Source organism: Alteromonas salexigens (genome assembly GCF_025628895.1).
Lineage (GTDB): Bacteria > Pseudomonadota > Gammaproteobacteria > Enterobacterales > Alteromonadaceae > Alteromonas > Alteromonas salexigens.
In genome coordinates this window covers 302054-317943 of sequence record NZ_JAOTJC010000008.1, presented here as the reverse complement: position 1 = coordinate 317943, position 15890 = coordinate 302054, and the positions used below count along the sequence as shown (strand labels likewise).

Sequence of the window (15890 nt, the reverse complement as noted above, 5' to 3'; positions counted from 1 at the left end):
AACGCACGCTTGCCGACCGTACTGAAATGCTAGCGCGCACCCATTGCCTTACACAGATGGTGTGAGTCGATAAACCCACCTTCTGCCAGCCAGCTACACGCGAGTTCAAGTGTTTCAAAGTGCTGGGTTTGATAACCGGCAGAATGACCGGGCACCATTTTTTGCAACTGGTACTGCTTTATAGCACTATGACGATAAACCAGCGCGGTGCCGGCGATACCATGTTCGTAACACCACTGCCCCAGTTCCCTCACCGGGTCTACAGAGTCTGCGGTAGACAGTTCCCACTCATCGAGCATAAGTAAAAAGCCCCAGCGTACACCCGCAAAGTGCGTAGCGAGGCGTTTTACATCACGAATAAAGTGGACGTTATGTTCGCGGCTCCAGGTACCGGAGATACGGCTGAATAGCGTGTGCTGTATCACGCTCACAGAATAGGACGCATGGGCAAACTTACCGCTTGCATGCAGGTTTGATGACACATTCGGTTGGGACATCACGATCCTTCACCCTCAACTCAATGATAAATTGAGTATAGGTCAGCTTCGCGGTGTGTGCGACTGCAGATTACACATTCAGCCGGGACTTGCTGCACCCCAGCAGCACCAGGGCGCCCGCAAAGGCGGTGGCCGCCGCAAATGCGAAGGTTTCATATGCCTGTGCGCCCTGTTGCCAGAACTGGCCTGCCAGATAGTTACCCACCGCCCCGCCGAGCCCAAAGGCGACACTGATGTACACAGCCTGTCCCCGGCTATGAAAAGTCTGAGGGAAAAAGTGATGAATAAAATGCACTGACGCGGCATGGGTCAATCCAAAGCTTAATGCATGAATCAACTGACTTGCTACTACCACCCAGCCAAGATGGGCATAATCCGCCAGCGCGTACCAGCGCAGTGCGGTAAGGACCATACACAGCATGAGCAAATGCCATACACCAACCCGGGCAATTAAGCGTCCGGCGATGAGGAAGATACCAATTTCGGCCACCACGCCTAAGGCAATGAGCAATCCCGTTTGCTGACCGGAGTAGTCGAGATCCAGCATATATAACGCGAAAAAACCATAATACGCGCCAAAACTTACCTGCAACAGTGTGGCGGAGAGGAGGAATATAATAAAGGGTCTGCGCCTGACCCATTGCCACAGATTTCCCCCATCCGGTTTATGTGTGTCGGGAAGAGGAGGCTGCCTGAGAAGCAGTGACGCCAGCAGCAAACAGGTCAGTACCACGATACTGGCATACACTGGCACATCAGTAGAAAAGTGGTCCAGCGCTTTGCCCAGCGCCACGGTCAGTACAATAAAGCCGATGCTTCCCCACAGGCGGATCTGGCCGTAACTGGCCCGGGTGCCGGCCACCGATTGCATTGTGATCACTTCCAGCTGCGGAAGCACCGCCGTCCAGAACATCATCATGAGGCCGAAGGCCAGCGTCAGCCCCCAGAACCCGGACATAAAGAAGACACTGGCAAAGCAGACTACAGTAAGCAGGCACCCGAGCCGCAAAACCTGCAGACTATTACCAGTTTTGTCAGCAATGTGTGCCCACAAGGCAGGACCGACAATGCGGGCCAGGGTAATCACCGCGAATAACTCGCCAATTTCTGCTGACGAAAACCCCCGGCCATCCAGAAAAATACCGAGGTAGGGCACCAACACACCCAGTTGGCCGAAGTACAGCCAGTAGGTAAGTGCCAGTGCAATTAACTGGGTGGTCGAGGACACCTTCATCGGTTATCCCCGTGCTGTGAGCACACCGCCGAAGAGAACTAGTCGGTGCTGCCGGCAATCACTGGCGTACTCGAATGCGCGTTGGCGTTTTGCGCCCGGTGACGCAGGCAATGATCCATCAGTACAATTGCCAGCATAGCTTCGGCAATGGGAACAGCGCGGATCCCTACGCAAGGGTCATGGCGACCTTTGGTGACAATATCTATTTCCTGACCTTGCTTATCGATGGTTTTGCCCGGTACGGAAATACTGGAGGTGGGTTTCAGGGCCATATGCACCAGCAGATCCTGGCCACTGGATATCCCTCCCAATACGCCGCCCGCATGGTTACTGGCAAAGCCGTCAGGCGTCAGCGCATCACGATGCTCACTGCCCTTTTGTTCGACTACGGCAAACCCATCGCCGACTTCAACGCCCTTCACGGCATTAATGCCCATCATGGCACTGGCAATGTCTGCATCGAGGCGATCAAACACGGGTTCACCCCAGCCTACCGGCATGTTGGTGGCCACCACCGAGACTTTTGCCCCGATACTATCACCGGATTTTTTCAAATCGCGCATGTACTCATCGAGTAACGGCAGCTTATCGGCGTCCGGGCAGAAAAACGGATTGGTGTTGGTCACCGAATGATCTATTGTTTCTGCTTTGATGGGGCCCAATTGAGACAGATAACCATGAATTTCGATACCAAATTCGGTTTTCAGAAATTTTTTGGCAATGCCGCCGGCTGCCACGCGGATAGCGGTTTCCCGGGCCGATGAGCGGCCACCGCCACGATAATCGCGCACGCCATACTTTTGCTCATAAGTATAATCTGCATGACCAGGCCGGAAACGATCGGCAATCGTCGAGTAATCCTGACTACGCTGATCTTTGTTTTTGATTAGCAGGCCAATACTGGTGCCAGTGGTTTTACCTTCAAACACACCAGATAATATTTGCACCTCGTCGTCTTCACGCCGGGCGGTGGTATACCGTGAGGTGCCTGGTTTGCGACGATCCAGATCGCCCTGCAAATCTTCTTCTGACAGCGCCAGGCCGGGAGGACAGCCGTCAACCACGCCGCCAATGGCAACCCCATGACTTTCCCCGAAGGTAGTCACTGAAAAAATCTTACCGAAGCTATTTCCCGCCATGACGAATGGTTACTCCTTGCCTGCAAAATATTGGGTTAACGCGGTTTTCGACACTGCGAAAATACCGTGGCCGCCAAATTCAAATTCTATCCACTCAATATCCAGCTCGGGGAAGCGGTTTGCCATATGGACTTCACTGTTGCCCACTTCAACAAACATCCAGCCGCCATCATTCAGAAAACGCGGGCCGGCAGCGAGCATATCCGCCACCAGATCCAGCCCGTCATTACCCGCTGCCAGTGCCAGCTCGGGTTCATGATGGTATTCCTCAGGTAAGTCAGCCATGTCTTCGGCATCCACATACGGGGGATTGGTCACAATCATGTCGTAGCGTTGCCCTTCCAGCTGACTGAACAAATCGGACTGAATGGGAAATACCCGCTCACTCAGCTGGTGTTCCTGAATATTGATGTCAGCCACTTCCAGTGCTTCACTGCTGATATCCACTGCGTCTACAGTCGCGTCTTCAAACGCGTAAGCCAGGGCAATGGCAATACAGCCGCCCCCGGTACACATATCCAGGATGCTAGCCGGTGGTGAATTCAGATAGGGCTGGAATTGCTTCTTAATCAGCTCGGCGAAGGGCGAACGGGGAATGAGCACCCGCTCATCAACATAAAACGGCAAATCGCAGAACCAGGCTTCATTGGTCATATAAGGCAGTGGCATGCGGGTTTGCACACGCTTTAATACCAGCTCGGCGACTTTCTCCCGCTCACTTTTGGTCAGCCTGGACTGAAACAAGGCATCACCGGTTTGCAGGGTAATGGTGTGGGGTAAATGCACAGCCTGCAACACCAGGCTAACCGCTTCGTCCCAGGCATTGTCGGTTCCGTGCCCAAAATACAACGCGGCATCATTAAAGCGACTGGTTGCCCACCGCACCATGTCCAGCAGCGTGTGTAAATCATCAATGGCTTCTTCGAGGTAAAATTTGTCGGTCATTGGCGCTCAGCTACATCCGCATTATTAAAGCTGCTATCATACCCAAAGATACTTTGCTCGCCCATGCCTAATTGTTGATATCCTGCTGAAATGAAAGATCAGTTACGTAAATTTAAAGCTCACAAGCCGTCCCCAAGCGAAACGCCCGCGCCCGCCGAGAAATCTGACGAGGTGCTGTTCGCTGAGGCCATGCGTGAGGTAAAAAAACTGCCACAGGATAAAATCAATCCGGAACGGCGCCGCAAGGTACAACGGGCGCAGAAGAAACAGGCCGATGGGTATTCCGCGCGTTCAAAACAGGTGGCGGCCGACTTCCACTTTTCCGATATGTTTGAAGCCCGCCTGCCCGATGAAGGACCAGTGCGATACTGCCGCGATGGTGAAGCCACCCACACTCTTAAACGTCTGCGACGGGGCGACTTTTACCCGGAATTAGTGCTGGATTTGCACGGGCTTACCAAAGAGCTGGCAAAGGCAGAGTTGGGGGCACTGTTGCATGCCGCCCGTAAAGAAAATATAGATTGTGTCAGCGTGATGCACGGAATTGGCCAGGGGATCCTCAAGCGTGCCCTGCCCCACTACCTTATTCAGCACCCCCATGTGCGGGCGTTTCATCAGGCGCCCCTCGAATATGGTGGCAACGCCGCATTACTGGTATTGGTGGATACTGGCGAGCCCGGCGATATGAAGCGTTAAATCTATACAAAGAGAAAAAGCAAGAAACCTCACTAAAAGTTATTGCTAATCATTCTCATTTGCAATAATGTAGATCCTGCCTGTTCGACGTTGGGTTTTTTAACGGTCTTAGCTTAGCGTCGCAAGAGGGCAGGCTCTCACACCTGCCCTCTTATTTTTTTCAGGGTTGGGGAATGCTCAGCATAAACGGTAGTTGCGTGGGTCAGTGAGCTGCCGCTATTGAACCTTAACCCTATAATGCCCACGGGTGTTTTCAGTGGGGCGTTGCCCCCCTCTGCCCGCATCAGTCATTGACCACAGGCTTAGGTAAACAGTTTCATAAACCAGTTTTTCTGCAGGTCTTCTTCGCACGTTTTAAGTTGCGTGGCATAGCGTAACGAGCGGGCTTTCACCTTCGCGGCTACTTTTTTAAGCCAGGGCTTACGATTATAACTTTTACTTCGGTAGCCGCCCCAGCCCTCGTGGTAATTCAGGTATTGCGCGTAGGCATCCCATTTTGACACGCCGTTCACCTTTTGTGACTTATAGATGAACCAGCCCATAAAGTCGATGGCGTCCTCGAAGTCTTCCCTATCAGCCCAGGTATTGCCCGTTTCTCGGACGTAGTCGGCCCAGGTGGGGGTTTTCGCCTGTGAATAGCCATACGCTGAGCTCACCCGTCCCCAGGGGATCAAACCAAAAAATACATAATCCCGGGGCGGCAGCGCATCGTGCCGGAACGAACTTTCCTGATACATCATTGCCATCGGCACATGAATGGGAGCGCCCCATTTGTCCCGGGCGTCGGCCGCAGCGTCATACCAGTCGTCTTTTTCGTAAAAGATTTCACAGATATTGCTGCTGTTTTTTGGCGGTGTGGTGGCGCATCCGGCCAGAATAACTGGTACGAGGACTATCAAACCTGAGAAAAAAATGCACAGATTTTTGAACTTTTCGAGCATACCCTGTCCAACTAATTGTTCTAGTAAAGTGTGTGTTTCCCTGGAACCTTTTTAATGCCTGACTCTGTCAGGCATTTTTTTTAGCTGGGGGCTCGCTGAAGTAGTCTCTGATAAAGGTATCAAAGTCTTTATCATCTGCTTCTTCAACGGCTTTCTGCGCGTCTAACGATGCTGCTGCCAGCGTGCGAAAAGCGTCCTCATCCTGATAAGTATACTGCCAGTCTGCAAAGTCAGACTGATACTGACTGGCAAGCTGCATACCCATCGCGCCGTTGTCTTCATTATTTTTCTTCAAACGGTCCATTATCTGGCCGGATAATGTCAGCGCCGGATTTTCTATTCTTTCCCACTCAAGCTTAACGGCAGCTGAATAGCGTTCGGTTTTATGCGCACTGTCAAGCAACGCTGCGACTTCGGTGAAGGTCTCAAACAACTCCCCGGCCCAACTCTGCATAGTTACAGACTGTCCGTCACGTTGCAACTTCACGTCCGGCTTACGCCCTTCCAGCACCATGATATTCATGTTCTCGCCGGCCTCCTCCAGCCCTTCCGGGGTCATTTCATCGCTGGGCAACAGCAGGCAGCTCAACAGGAAAACATCCAGAAACGCGAACTGGCTTTTATCAATGCCCACCGCGGCGAACGGATTCACATCCAGCGCGCGCACCTCAATGTAGTTAATACCCCGGCGCACTAATGCGTCGGTCGGTTTTTCCATCGACTGGGTAGGCTGCTTAGGACGAATTGGCGAATACAGCTCATTTTCAATTTGCAGAATATTGTGGCTGAGCTGCTGCCAGTGCCCTTCTTCACCGGCCGAAAACTTCTCAAATCGGGTAGATTTGGTTTCCATGGCACTGCGCAGTAACCGCACGTAGTTGTCGAGCTGGTTATAACAAATTTGCAGCGCAGACTGCTCGGCGTTGGTATAACCCAGGTCACTCATGCGCAGGGACGTGGCATAAGGCAGGTAGTAGGTGCCTTTGCCCAGCGTTTCAAACGGCAGCTGATGGGATTTGCCATTCAGGAAAGACCCACACAACGCCGGTGACGCGCCATACAAATACGGAATAAGCCAGCACAAGCGCCGATAATTACGGATCATGGAGAAGTAGTCGGCTGAAATCTGATCCTGCGAACACTGGGTACCGTGCAAAGATGCCCAGGCTTCCCAGAAAGAATCGGGTAGCGAGAAATTAAAATGTACGCCGGATATAGCCTGCATCATACTGCCGTAACGGTTCTTCAGGCCTAGCCGGTATACCCGCTTCATTTTGCCGACATTTGACTCGCCAAAGTAAGCCAGTGGAATTTCATCTTCATTCTCAACAAAACACGGCATACTTAACGGCCACAACTTCTCACTGCCGATATTGCTAAGCACATACTTATGAATGTCGTTCAGCTGCGCGAACGTCACGTCTACGTCCGTTTCAGGAGGCGTAATGAATTCCAGCAGCGATTCTGAAAAATCGGTGGTAATGGAGTCGTGCGTCAACGCGGAGCCCAGCGCCTGCGGATGAGGAGTGCTGGCCAGGCTGCCGTTGGGATTGATACGCAGCGCTTCCCGCTCTACACCGCGCCGGATCCCGGTCAGGGCCTGCTGAAAAGAATCTGAAGAAAGCGCCTGCAGGCGTTCACTGAGAGAAATTGCAGATGTGGTCAATGGATCTGTCCGTCTTGTCGTTGTTCCCGTGTTATGGGGAAATCACTGTGTATTTCAAGCCAGTGGTCGAAAATCTACTATCAACCCACTGGCATGTGCGGCGTCTGACTGGCTTAGTTTAACGATTCACGCGTATTAGTCACTACCGAGAACTCAATAATTGGCAACTCCAGGGCTGATAACTGCTCTGCCAGTGTGGCTTTGTCCCCTACGACGATGATCTGCATCTGTCCGGGGGAGAGCTGTTCACGGGCAACATCCCGTAGCTCATCCAGGCCAATATTGCGCAGGATATCGACCTGTTGCCGGCGATAATCATCTGGCAGATTAAAACTCTGCAGCTTTCTTAAAAAGCGCGCTTTGCTGCCTGGTGTCTCATAGTCCAGTGCATCACTCAGCGTAAACGCGTTACGCAAGAACAGCAGCTCTTCCGCTGTCATGCCTTGCTTTCGGTATTGGTTAATTTCGTTAAAAATTTCCTGAATACCGTCGGCAGTATTGGCCCGGGTCAGGTCGGTACTTACCTCAAACCAGCCCAGGGTTTTACCGCCAAGAAAGCTGCTCGACGCGCCGTATGTATAGCCTTTATCTTCCCGTAAATTCAGGTTGATACGACTATTAAACGCGCCACCTAACGGAAAGTTCATCAACCGGGCACGAAAGTAGTCACCGGTGGCGTCGTAACTCAGGCTGCGTTTAACCATATACACCACTGACTGCACGGCACCCGGCTTATCTACCAAAAACACGTGCTGGTCGTTGTATTCCGGGAAAGGCTGATAGTCAGGAATGGTGTATTCCTCACCCTGCCAGTCAGACAGGAATGCTAATCCACGCGCCACGTCCGCCTGAGACAGGTCGCTCACTGCCACCACACTGGCCTGTGACGGGTTATAGTAGCGATGATAAAATGCTTTGATATCCTCCAGCGTGATAGCCTGCACACTGTCCAGCGTGCCGCTATCAGGAAAACTCACCCGGTTTTCATCGCCGAATAAAACTAAATCTCGGGCGCGTTTCGCCAGCACCGAGGGGGTTTTCTGCTGCTGTTGCAGGCCCTGCATCACCCGCTCTTTTAAGCGGTCAAAGTCTTCTTTCCGGAATGCCGGCCGGAACAGCTTTTCTTCCAGCAATGCCAGCGTAGGAGTAATATTTTTTGTTAACGACTGCACATACACCTGGGTATAACGGCCGGCGGCACTGAAGCTGATTGAGCTTCCCAGTTTGGCCAGTTCGTTCGCCAGCGCTTCGTTACTGTAATTCTGGGTAGACTCATTCATCATCAGCGCAGTCAGGTAAGCAGTGCCTGCTTTACCCGGAGGATCCAGTAAGATCCCCCCCTCCATGCTAAGGGACAAGGTTACCGTTGGGGTTTCCTGGCTGGTAATGCCCAGTGCGGTAATCCCCGGTGCCAACGCAGACTGCCAGTATTCAGGCACTTCTACCACGGGGACCGGGCCTGCCTCGGGCATCACGCTGCGGTCGAAAGATGTGGCCAGATCAGCTTCCTGTACCGAGGCCTGCATGGGATCGGCCGGGGGCAGATCCCGCTCATCGAAGGTAAAGTTTTGCGGTGCGGCGGCCAGCCCCGATTGTCCGTCAGGAACTACACTCAGTACCACGGCATTGGCGTCTTTGATGTATTTGCGGTAAACCCGCATTACGTCTTCGGCTGTTACCGCGTTGTAACGGCGAATGTCTTCCGCCACCAGGTCCGGCTCGCCCTCAAAGGTTTCATTGCTGGCCAGTAATGACACTTTGCCTGCCACACTTTGCAGACCAAATACGGTTGAGGCTTCAATGCCTGCTTTGGTACGGGCAAGATCGTCGGCGGTTACGCCACGTTGCTCGAAATCTTTCAGGGTAGCTTCAATTGCCTTGTGTAACGCAGCCAAATCCTGTGTTTTTGCCGGGTTCGCCAGCGCAATCATCTGAAACTCGCAGGCCAGTTCCCGGCACGGGTGCGAGACACCCGCCTGCACCGCGATTCCGGCTTTCACCAGGTGTTTATAAAACAGAGACGCTTTACCGCCGCCCAGAATGTCGGACAACACATCCAGCGGTGCCTCGTCCGGATGCCGGGCATACACAGTAGGCAAGGTGATTTGCAGCAATGGCAAATGCACGTTGTCTTCCAGGGTGACATAACGGGTTTCATCCAGGGTAACTGGCTTTGGTTCAGGTTCAGCCACCGCCGGCCCCGCTGGGATCTCACCAAAATACTTCTGTACCCACTTTTTGGTTTGTTGAATATCGATATCACCACCAATGGTCAAGGTGGCATTATTGGGCCCGTACCAACGGGCAAAAAATGCTTTCAGGTCGTTGACGTTAACGCGGTCAAGATCTTCGGTATAGCCAATGGTAATCCACGAGTAAGGATGACTTGGCGGGTAAAGTGCCTCACTGGTTTTCTCGAAGCGCTGCCCGTACGGCTGGTTGTCCACCCGTTGTGCCCGTTCATTTTTGACCGTTTCACGCTGGTTCTCAAACTTATCCTGGGTCACCGCCGGCAGTAAAAAGCCCATGCGATCAGACTCCAGCCACAATACTTTTTCCAGCTGGTTGGCCGGGACAGTCTGGTAGTAATTGGTCCGGTCGGTATTGGTAGACCCATTCAGGTTACCGCCAGACTCGGTGATCACTTTGAAGTGTTGCTCGTCTGCCACGTGCTGAGAGCCCTGGAACATCATGTGCTCAAAAAAGTGGGCGAAGCCTGACTTACCGACTTCTTCGCGGGCAGACCCTACATGGTATGTCATATCCACATGCACCAGAGGGTCAGAGTCGTCCTGGTGGAGGATCACCGTCAGGCCGTTGTCGAGTGTATACTTCTGATAAGGAATATAACTGCTGTCGGCGCTGACAGAGACTTCTTCTTCAGGCGATTTAGCGTACTGACAGGCACTGGCCAGTGCCAATACTCCGGCAGCAAATACGACCCTGGCGGTCAACTTCAACGACATTGCGCGTCCTTTTTCAAATAAGTACTAAACGAGTCACGACAGAGACGGAACTGCGTGGAAAAATCAGGCAACGGGCACGTATGCCTGCAATCGTGGCAGCGTAGCAGATTTCCCTCCACAATGCCGCTTGCAATGGCCCCGATGATGTATCATTTTATGTTTTTCTGACATAAACTGAGCGAATAAGAAATTAAGGAATGTATCTGCATGACGCAAACACTCACCCTTATCGATCTCGAATTCGGCATCTCCCAGCTTAGCGGAAATCGCGCGCTGTTATTAACACTGCTCAATAAGTTTTCCGACGAATACCGTCAGACAGACGACAAACTGCAACAGTTATGTGCCAGTGATGATTTTGATGCCGCGCGGGCGCACATCCATACACTGAAGGGCGTTGCCGGTAACCTGGGGCTGCGGGCACTGCATGTGGCGTGTAAAGAACAGGAAGATGCGCTGAAAGCAGAAAATACGCTTCCGGAGAACTACGACACCTTCATCGCGGTGCTGAATGACACGCTGGGGGCTATTTCGTTGCTTGACGATAACCCTGACGCGACGGCGCCGTCCGGCGATGCGGATACCGCGGTAGCCAAAGCGGCGCTGCTTAGCGCCCTTAAAGCCAATGAATTTGTGCCAGAGGCGCAACTGCAAGAGTGGCTTACCAGCATTTTCAGTGACGAGGCAGAACGCAACATCATCAGTGAATTCATTGACGAACTGGATTATCAGTCAGCAATTGACCGCATTGAAGGATAACTAATGGCGGCTGTCCGCATCCTGCGAGAGCACCCGGATTTTCTTATCGTGCATAAACCGCCGGGCGTGGAAATGCATGATGCTACCCACGGCATAGTGAGCCAGGTCAGTGCGCTCACGGGTTACACCGGTCTTCATCTGTGCCACCGCCTGGATACCGTGACCTCCGGAGTGATGTGTCTGGCCCGTCACCCTGACGCGGCTGCCAGTATCGGAGAACAGTTCGCCACCCGCCAGGTTCAAAAGTATTATCTTGCGCTGTCCGCTCAAAAACCGAAGAAGAAACAGGGCACCGTCAAAGGCGATATGCGCAACCGCCGTGGCGGTCAGCACATCCTGCTTAAAACGGTGGAAAACCCGGCCATTACTCAGTTTTTTAGTAGCAGTGTGGCCCCCGGGTTGCGAGGATTTCTGATTAAACCCCACACCGGCAAAACTCACCAGATACGGGTGGCCTTAAAGAGCCTGGGCGCAGCTGTATTAGGCGATTCACTTTACGGTGGCGGCAGCGCTGATCGGACTTATTTGCACGCCTGGGCACTGGCATTTTGCCACAATGATGAACAAATACAGTGTGTAAGTGCCCCGCAGCAAGGTCAGCACTTCTTGTCGCCGGAGTTCACTACCTGGCTGGCCGATCAACCGCCCCCGGATAACCTGCCCTGGCCCCACGTTGCACCGTTACCTTCAGCCGCTGCCGGGCGTGGTCATGCGCCTTAATATTGTTGGTCAGGGCGCGATAGGCTCACTGATTGCGGCGCAGGCATATCATACCTCAGTGCCCTGCCGGGTCTTTACCCGGGCTAACGGTCCACGCATAAAGGTCAGCCTGTTTCAGGGAATCAGTATTACCCTGCCAGAGGCATTCGCAGAGTCTGCCAAACTAACTCAGAACGACTGCCTGTTATTGCCACTCAAGGTGCATCAGCTTCACGCTGCCCTGAAGCAATGGCAGCCGTTTTTGCACCCTGACTCACCGGTGGTACTGCTGCATAATGGCATGGGCGGTTATGAGGCAGCCCAGGAACTAGGCATAGTTCAGCCAATATACTCAGTCACTACCCGCCAGGCAGCCATGAAAGTGTCGTCCCGGGAGACTCGACAAACAGGTATGGGCGAGTCACTCATCGGCCGCTGGGCGCGTCCAGGCGAGCCAGACGCCCACGATAAGAGCGTACTGAAATTACTGTCAGCCTGTCTGCCAGAGTTACACTGGCACCCTCAAGTTGCTCAGGCTTTCTGGAATAAGCTGGCCATTAATGCCGTGATTAATCCACTCACTGCGCTCAATGATATTCAGAACGGTGGCTTACTGTCGCCCGCATACCAACAGCTGATTGCCCGTTTAAGCGGGGAAATTGCCCAGGTGATCAGTGCGTGCAGCCACCCGTTATCTGCCAGTGAGCTTCAGGCGCAAATTTATCAGGTAGCCAGGGCCACCGCTGACAACTATTCCAGCATGCACCAGGACGTGGCCCACCAGCGCCCCACCGAAATAGCCGGGATCAACGGCTACCTGATAGCGCAGGCAAAGAAAAAGGGCATTGACGTTCCCGCCAATGCCCTTCTGGTCTCACAAATTCACGCACTTACTCAGCAGTAGGTTTATCCTGCGGCTTCATGTGCGGGAACAGGATCACGTCTTTAATGGTTGGGCTGTCAGTAAACAGCATGGCCAGACGATCAATACCAATTCCTTCACCGGCGGTCGGCGGTAAGCCATACTCCAGCGCACGGATATAGTCTTCATCGAAGTGCATCGCTTCGTCATCACCGGCATCTTTTTCTTCAACCTGCTTGCGGAACCGTTCGGCCTGATCTTCAGGATCGTTCAGCTCCGAGAAGCCGTTGGCAATTTCCCGGCCACCCACAAAGAATTCAAAGCGGTCAGTAATAAACGGGTTATTGTCATTACGACGAGCCAGCGGTGACACTTCCCACGGGTATTCTGTAATGAATGTGGGTTGCTCCAGCTTCTCTTCAGCCGTGGCTTCGAAAATCTCGCACAGGTATTTACCTGCACCCCAGATCCCGTCCACTTCAGGTTCTTTAATATGCAGCTGCTTGGCCATGGCTTTCAGCTCATCCAGATGGGCTTCCGGGTCGCGGATAGCGGCCTCGTTCGCCTCTGGCCAGTATTTCAGGATGGCGTCTCCCATGCTCAGACGCTCGAAAGGCTGACCGAAGTCATACTGTTTCTCTTCAGTCACATTGCCCTCAGCATCCCGCACAGTGTTAACCAGTGTGGTGGTGCCCAGAATATCCTCCGCCAGGGTACGCAGCATATCTTCGGTGAGGTTCATCAGATCATGGTAATCCGCATACGCCTGATAAAACTCAAGCATGGTGAACTCAGGGTTGTGTCGGGTAGACAGGCCTTCGTTACGGAAGTTACGGTTAATTTCGAAGACACGCTCGAAGCCACCCACTACCAGGCGTTTCAGATACAGTTCCGGCGCAATACGCAGGTACATATCGATATCCATGGCATTGTGGTGAGTAGTAAACGGCTTGGCCGTGGCACCACCCGGAATGACCTGTAGCATCGGCGTTTCCACTTCCAGGTAATTGCGGGTTGTCAGATACTGCCGAATACCGCTGATAATACGGCTACGCACCATAAACGTCTGACGGGTTTGCTCACTGGTGATCAGGTCAACATAACGCTGACGGTACTTGGTTTCCTGATCGCTCAGACCATGAAACTTTTCAGGCAGCGGACGCAGAGCTTTGGTCAGCAGCTGGTACTTTTCCATATTTACGTACAAATCGCCTTTGCCCGACTTATGCAGAGCGCCAGACACACCGATAATGTCGCCGATATCCAGCGCGCCATAGGTGGCTTTAATGTCTTTCTGCACGTCTTTCGCTGCGTAGGCCTGGATCCGGCCAGTCATATCCTGCAACAGTAAAAACGGCCCGCGTTTTGCCATGATCCTGCCGGCAATACTTACATGGTGCCCTTTCGCTTCCAGCGTTTCTTTGTCCAGCTCACCGAATTCTGCCTGCAACTCTTCGGCATAATTTTCGCGACGGAAAGCGTTAGGGAAACCGTTGGCACGGCATTGTTCCCGAATTGCGCTCAGTTTTGCCCGGCGCTCAGCAATCAATTTATTTTCGTCTGTTTGTTGGTCGGTCATAACCTGTTCACTTGCTCATGTTCGTTTACAGACCTGATTTCAGGCTCGCTTCGATAAATTTATCCAGGTCGCCGTCCAGCACGGCCTGGGTATTACGGGTTTCTACCCCGGTACGCAGATCTTTAATGCGTGAGTCATCCAGCACGTAAGAGCGTATCTGACTGCCCCACCCGATGTCTGACTTGTTGTCTTCCATGGCTTGTTTTTCAGCGGTTTGCTTTTGCAGCTCAAACTCATACAGCTTGGCTTTTAACTGCTTCATCGCCTGATCTTTATTCTTGTGCTGGGAACGGTCGTTCTGACACTGCACCACTATCCCCGTGGGTTCGTGAGTGATCCGTACAGCAGAATCAGTCCGGTTAACGTGCTGACCACCCGCACCGGATGCCCGGTAGGTGTCTATCCGCAAGTCTGAGGGATTGATATCAATTTCAATATCATCATCAATTTCCGGGTACACAAACGCCGAAGAGAACGAGGTATGACGGCGATTGCCCGAATCGAACGGCGATTTACGCACTAACCGGTGGACCCCGGTTTCGGTACGCAACCAGCCAAAGGCATACTCACCTTCCACGCGAATTGTGGCACTCTTAATACCGGCCACATCCCCATCGGAGACTTCAATCAGCTCGGTTTTAAAGCCATGGGCTTCGCCCCAGCGCAAGTACATACGCAGTAACATGTTTGCCCAATCCTGGGCTTCTGTCCCACCGGAACCGGCTTGTAAGTCGATATAAGCAAAGCAGCTGTCGTTCGGTCCGGAGAACATCCGGCGGAATTCCAGCTTTTCCAGCTGTTCGATCAGGCCCTGCATTTCGGTCTGGGCTTCCTCGAAGGTTTCTTCGTCTTCTGCTTCTACGGCCAGATCCACCAGCCCTTCTACATCTTCCGAGCCCTGCTCCAGGTGTTGAATGGTTTCGACCACCTGCTCCAGGGCGACCTTCTCTTTACCCAGCGCCTGCGCCCGCTCAGGGTCGTTCCAAACATCCGGGTTTTCCAGCTCTCGGTTAACTTCTTCTAATCGCTCTGACTTGGCATCGAAGTCAAAGATACCCCCTAAGCGCTTCGGTACGCTCACGGATGTCTTTTAGCGATTGATAGACAGGATTGGTTTCAAACATAGTCTGTGCATTTACCTTTGATCAAACACGCAGACAGCAGACCGCTATCTTGCGTTACGCATTTCGTACAAGACCGCGGATAGTAACGAATTTACGACAATTTTGATAGCGTGGGCGCGAGAAAGCGCAAAGAAATTGCCGGTGCGTCGCCAGCTGCGAGCACACCGTTTTTTTGACTGTTTAACTGTCTGCGCGCATTTTGCGGGCAAGTTCAGCGGTTTGTTTACCCAGCGCTTTAAGTTGTTTGATGGTTTTTTCGTCGCTAATGGTGCCGTCATCGTTTCTCAGGGTATCGACCTTGGCGACTGCGCGCTGAGTGGGCATTACCATGGTGCCGAGGTTTTCCAACAGCATGCGTAGTACCACCAGCACCCGCAAGCCACCCAGACCGCCGGCCGAGGCCGCCATGATCCCGGCTACCTTGCCGCGAAATGCTGCCAGAATTTTTTCATCTCCGGCGGGGCGGGAAGCCCAGTCGATGGCATTTTTCAGTATCGCCGGGTATGCGGAATTGTATTCCGGTGAGGCAATCAGAAAGCCGTCGTGAGACATCATCAGTTCTTTGAATGCCTGTGCAGAGGCTGGAATGCCGTGTTCGGCTTCCTCATCTTCATTGAACAGTGGCATGTCGAAGTCGGCCAAAGATATTTCAGTCACCTCTGCACCCGCTTCCCGGGCGCCAGCGACGGCCACATCCAGCACAGACTGATTAAATGATTGCTTGCGGGTACTGCCGGCAAAGGCCAGTAATTTCGCCATAGTATGCTCCAGTGTTACTGTCAT

14 protein-coding genes are annotated in these 15890 nt (G+C 52.9%); 4 read left to right on the top strand and 10 right to left on the bottom strand.

Annotated features, from left to right (window positions below):
- Nucleotides 1-29: 29 nt before the first annotated feature.
- The 4 genes from OCL06_RS10970 to prmB form a co-directional block, all read right to left on the bottom strand.
- On the bottom strand, nt 30-497 hold the full coding sequence (locus tag OCL06_RS10970; RefSeq protein ID WP_262994464.1) for a hypothetical protein: 468 nt from the start codon (nt 495-497) through the stop codon (nt 30-32).
- 70 nt (nt 498-567) lie between these two features.
- A complete protein-coding gene (locus OCL06_RS10965; RefSeq protein ID WP_262994462.1) occupies nt 568-1731 on the bottom strand; it encodes an MFS transporter in 1164 nt (387 codons plus the stop codon).
- A 38-nt stretch (nt 1732-1769) separates the two neighbouring features.
- Complete coding sequence (gene aroC / locus OCL06_RS10960; RefSeq protein ID WP_262994461.1) at nt 1770-2870, bottom strand: chorismate synthase; 1101 nt, start codon at nt 2868-2870, stop codon at nt 1770-1772.
- Nucleotides 2871-2879: 9 nt separating this feature from the next.
- Complete coding sequence (prmB, locus tag OCL06_RS10955) at nt 2880-3815, bottom strand: 50S ribosomal protein L3 N(5)-glutamine methyltransferase (protein ID WP_262994458.1); 936 nt, start codon at nt 3813-3815, stop codon at nt 2880-2882.
- A gap of 90 nt (nt 3816-3905) precedes the next feature.
- Here prmB and smrB point away from each other — a divergent pair, with 90 nt between their 5' ends.
- Nucleotides 3906-4511: an endonuclease SmrB gene (smrB, locus tag OCL06_RS10950; RefSeq protein ID WP_262994456.1), complete on the top strand. Its 606-nt coding sequence runs from the start codon at nt 3906-3908 to the stop codon at nt 4509-4511.
- A gap of 302 nt (nt 4512-4813) precedes the next feature.
- Here the strand turns inward: smrB and OCL06_RS10945 are convergent, their stop codons facing one another.
- The 3 genes from OCL06_RS10945 to OCL06_RS10935 all read right to left on the bottom strand — a co-directional run bounded on the left by OCL06_RS10945 (nt 4814) and on the right by OCL06_RS10935 (nt 10084).
- Nucleotides 4814-5452, bottom strand: a complete 639-nt coding sequence (locus OCL06_RS10945; RefSeq protein WP_262994454.1) for a transglycosylase SLT domain-containing protein — start codon at nt 5450-5452, stop codon at nt 4814-4816.
- Between the two features lie 67 nt (nt 5453-5519).
- Nucleotides 5520-7118: a glutamate--cysteine ligase gene (gene gshA / locus OCL06_RS10940; RefSeq protein ID WP_262994452.1), complete on the bottom strand. Its 1599-nt coding sequence runs from the start codon at nt 7116-7118 to the stop codon at nt 5520-5522.
- A gap of 113 nt (nt 7119-7231) precedes the next feature.
- On the bottom strand, nt 7232-10084 hold the full coding sequence (locus OCL06_RS10935; protein ID WP_262994450.1) for a M16 family metallopeptidase: 2853 nt from the start codon (nt 10082-10084) through the stop codon (nt 7232-7234).
- A gap of 207 nt (nt 10085-10291) precedes the next feature.
- Between OCL06_RS10935 and OCL06_RS10930 the strand changes: the two genes are divergently transcribed.
- The 3 genes from OCL06_RS10930 to OCL06_RS10920 are packed head-to-tail and all read left to right on the top strand — an operon-like array spanning nt 10292 to nt 12446.
- Complete coding sequence (locus OCL06_RS10930; protein WP_262994448.1) at nt 10292-10843, top strand: Hpt domain-containing protein; 552 nt, start codon at nt 10292-10294, stop codon at nt 10841-10843.
- 3 nt (nt 10844-10846) lie between these two features.
- On the top strand, nt 10847-11563 hold the full coding sequence (locus OCL06_RS10925) for a TIGR01621 family pseudouridine synthase (protein ID WP_262994446.1): 717 nt from the start codon (nt 10847-10849) through the stop codon (nt 11561-11563).
- Nucleotides 11553-12446 carry a ketopantoate reductase family protein gene (locus OCL06_RS10920; RefSeq protein WP_262994444.1) on the top strand — a complete coding sequence of 298 codons (894 nt, stop codon included), beginning with the start codon at nt 11553-11555 and terminating at the stop codon, nt 12444-12446. The genes OCL06_RS10925 and OCL06_RS10920 overlap by 11 nt, the downstream gene beginning before the upstream one ends.
- On the opposite strand, the gene lysS is transcribed toward OCL06_RS10920, so the two are convergent.
- From lysS to OCL06_RS10905, 3 genes are all read right to left on the bottom strand, one after another.
- Entirely contained in the window at nt 12433-13983 is a 1551-nt protein-coding gene (gene lysS / locus OCL06_RS10915; RefSeq protein ID WP_262994442.1) for a lysine--tRNA ligase, read from the bottom strand. The genes OCL06_RS10920 and lysS overlap by 14 nt on opposite strands.
- Nucleotides 13984-14008: 25 nt before the next feature.
- Nucleotides 14009-15107, bottom strand: a protein-coding gene (prfB, locus tag OCL06_RS10910) for a peptide chain release factor 2 (protein ID WP_262994440.1) whose coding sequence is annotated in 2 segments (ribosomal slippage) — nt 14009-15031 and nt 15033-15107 — 1098 coding nt in all. Because the reading frame shifts where the segments join, the coding sequence is not laid out codon by codon here.
- 180 nt (nt 15108-15287) lie between these two features.
- Complete coding sequence (locus OCL06_RS10905) at nt 15288-15866, bottom strand: NADPH-dependent FMN reductase (protein WP_262994438.1); 579 nt, start codon at nt 15864-15866, stop codon at nt 15288-15290.
- Between the last annotated feature and the right edge of the window lie 24 nt (nt 15867-15890).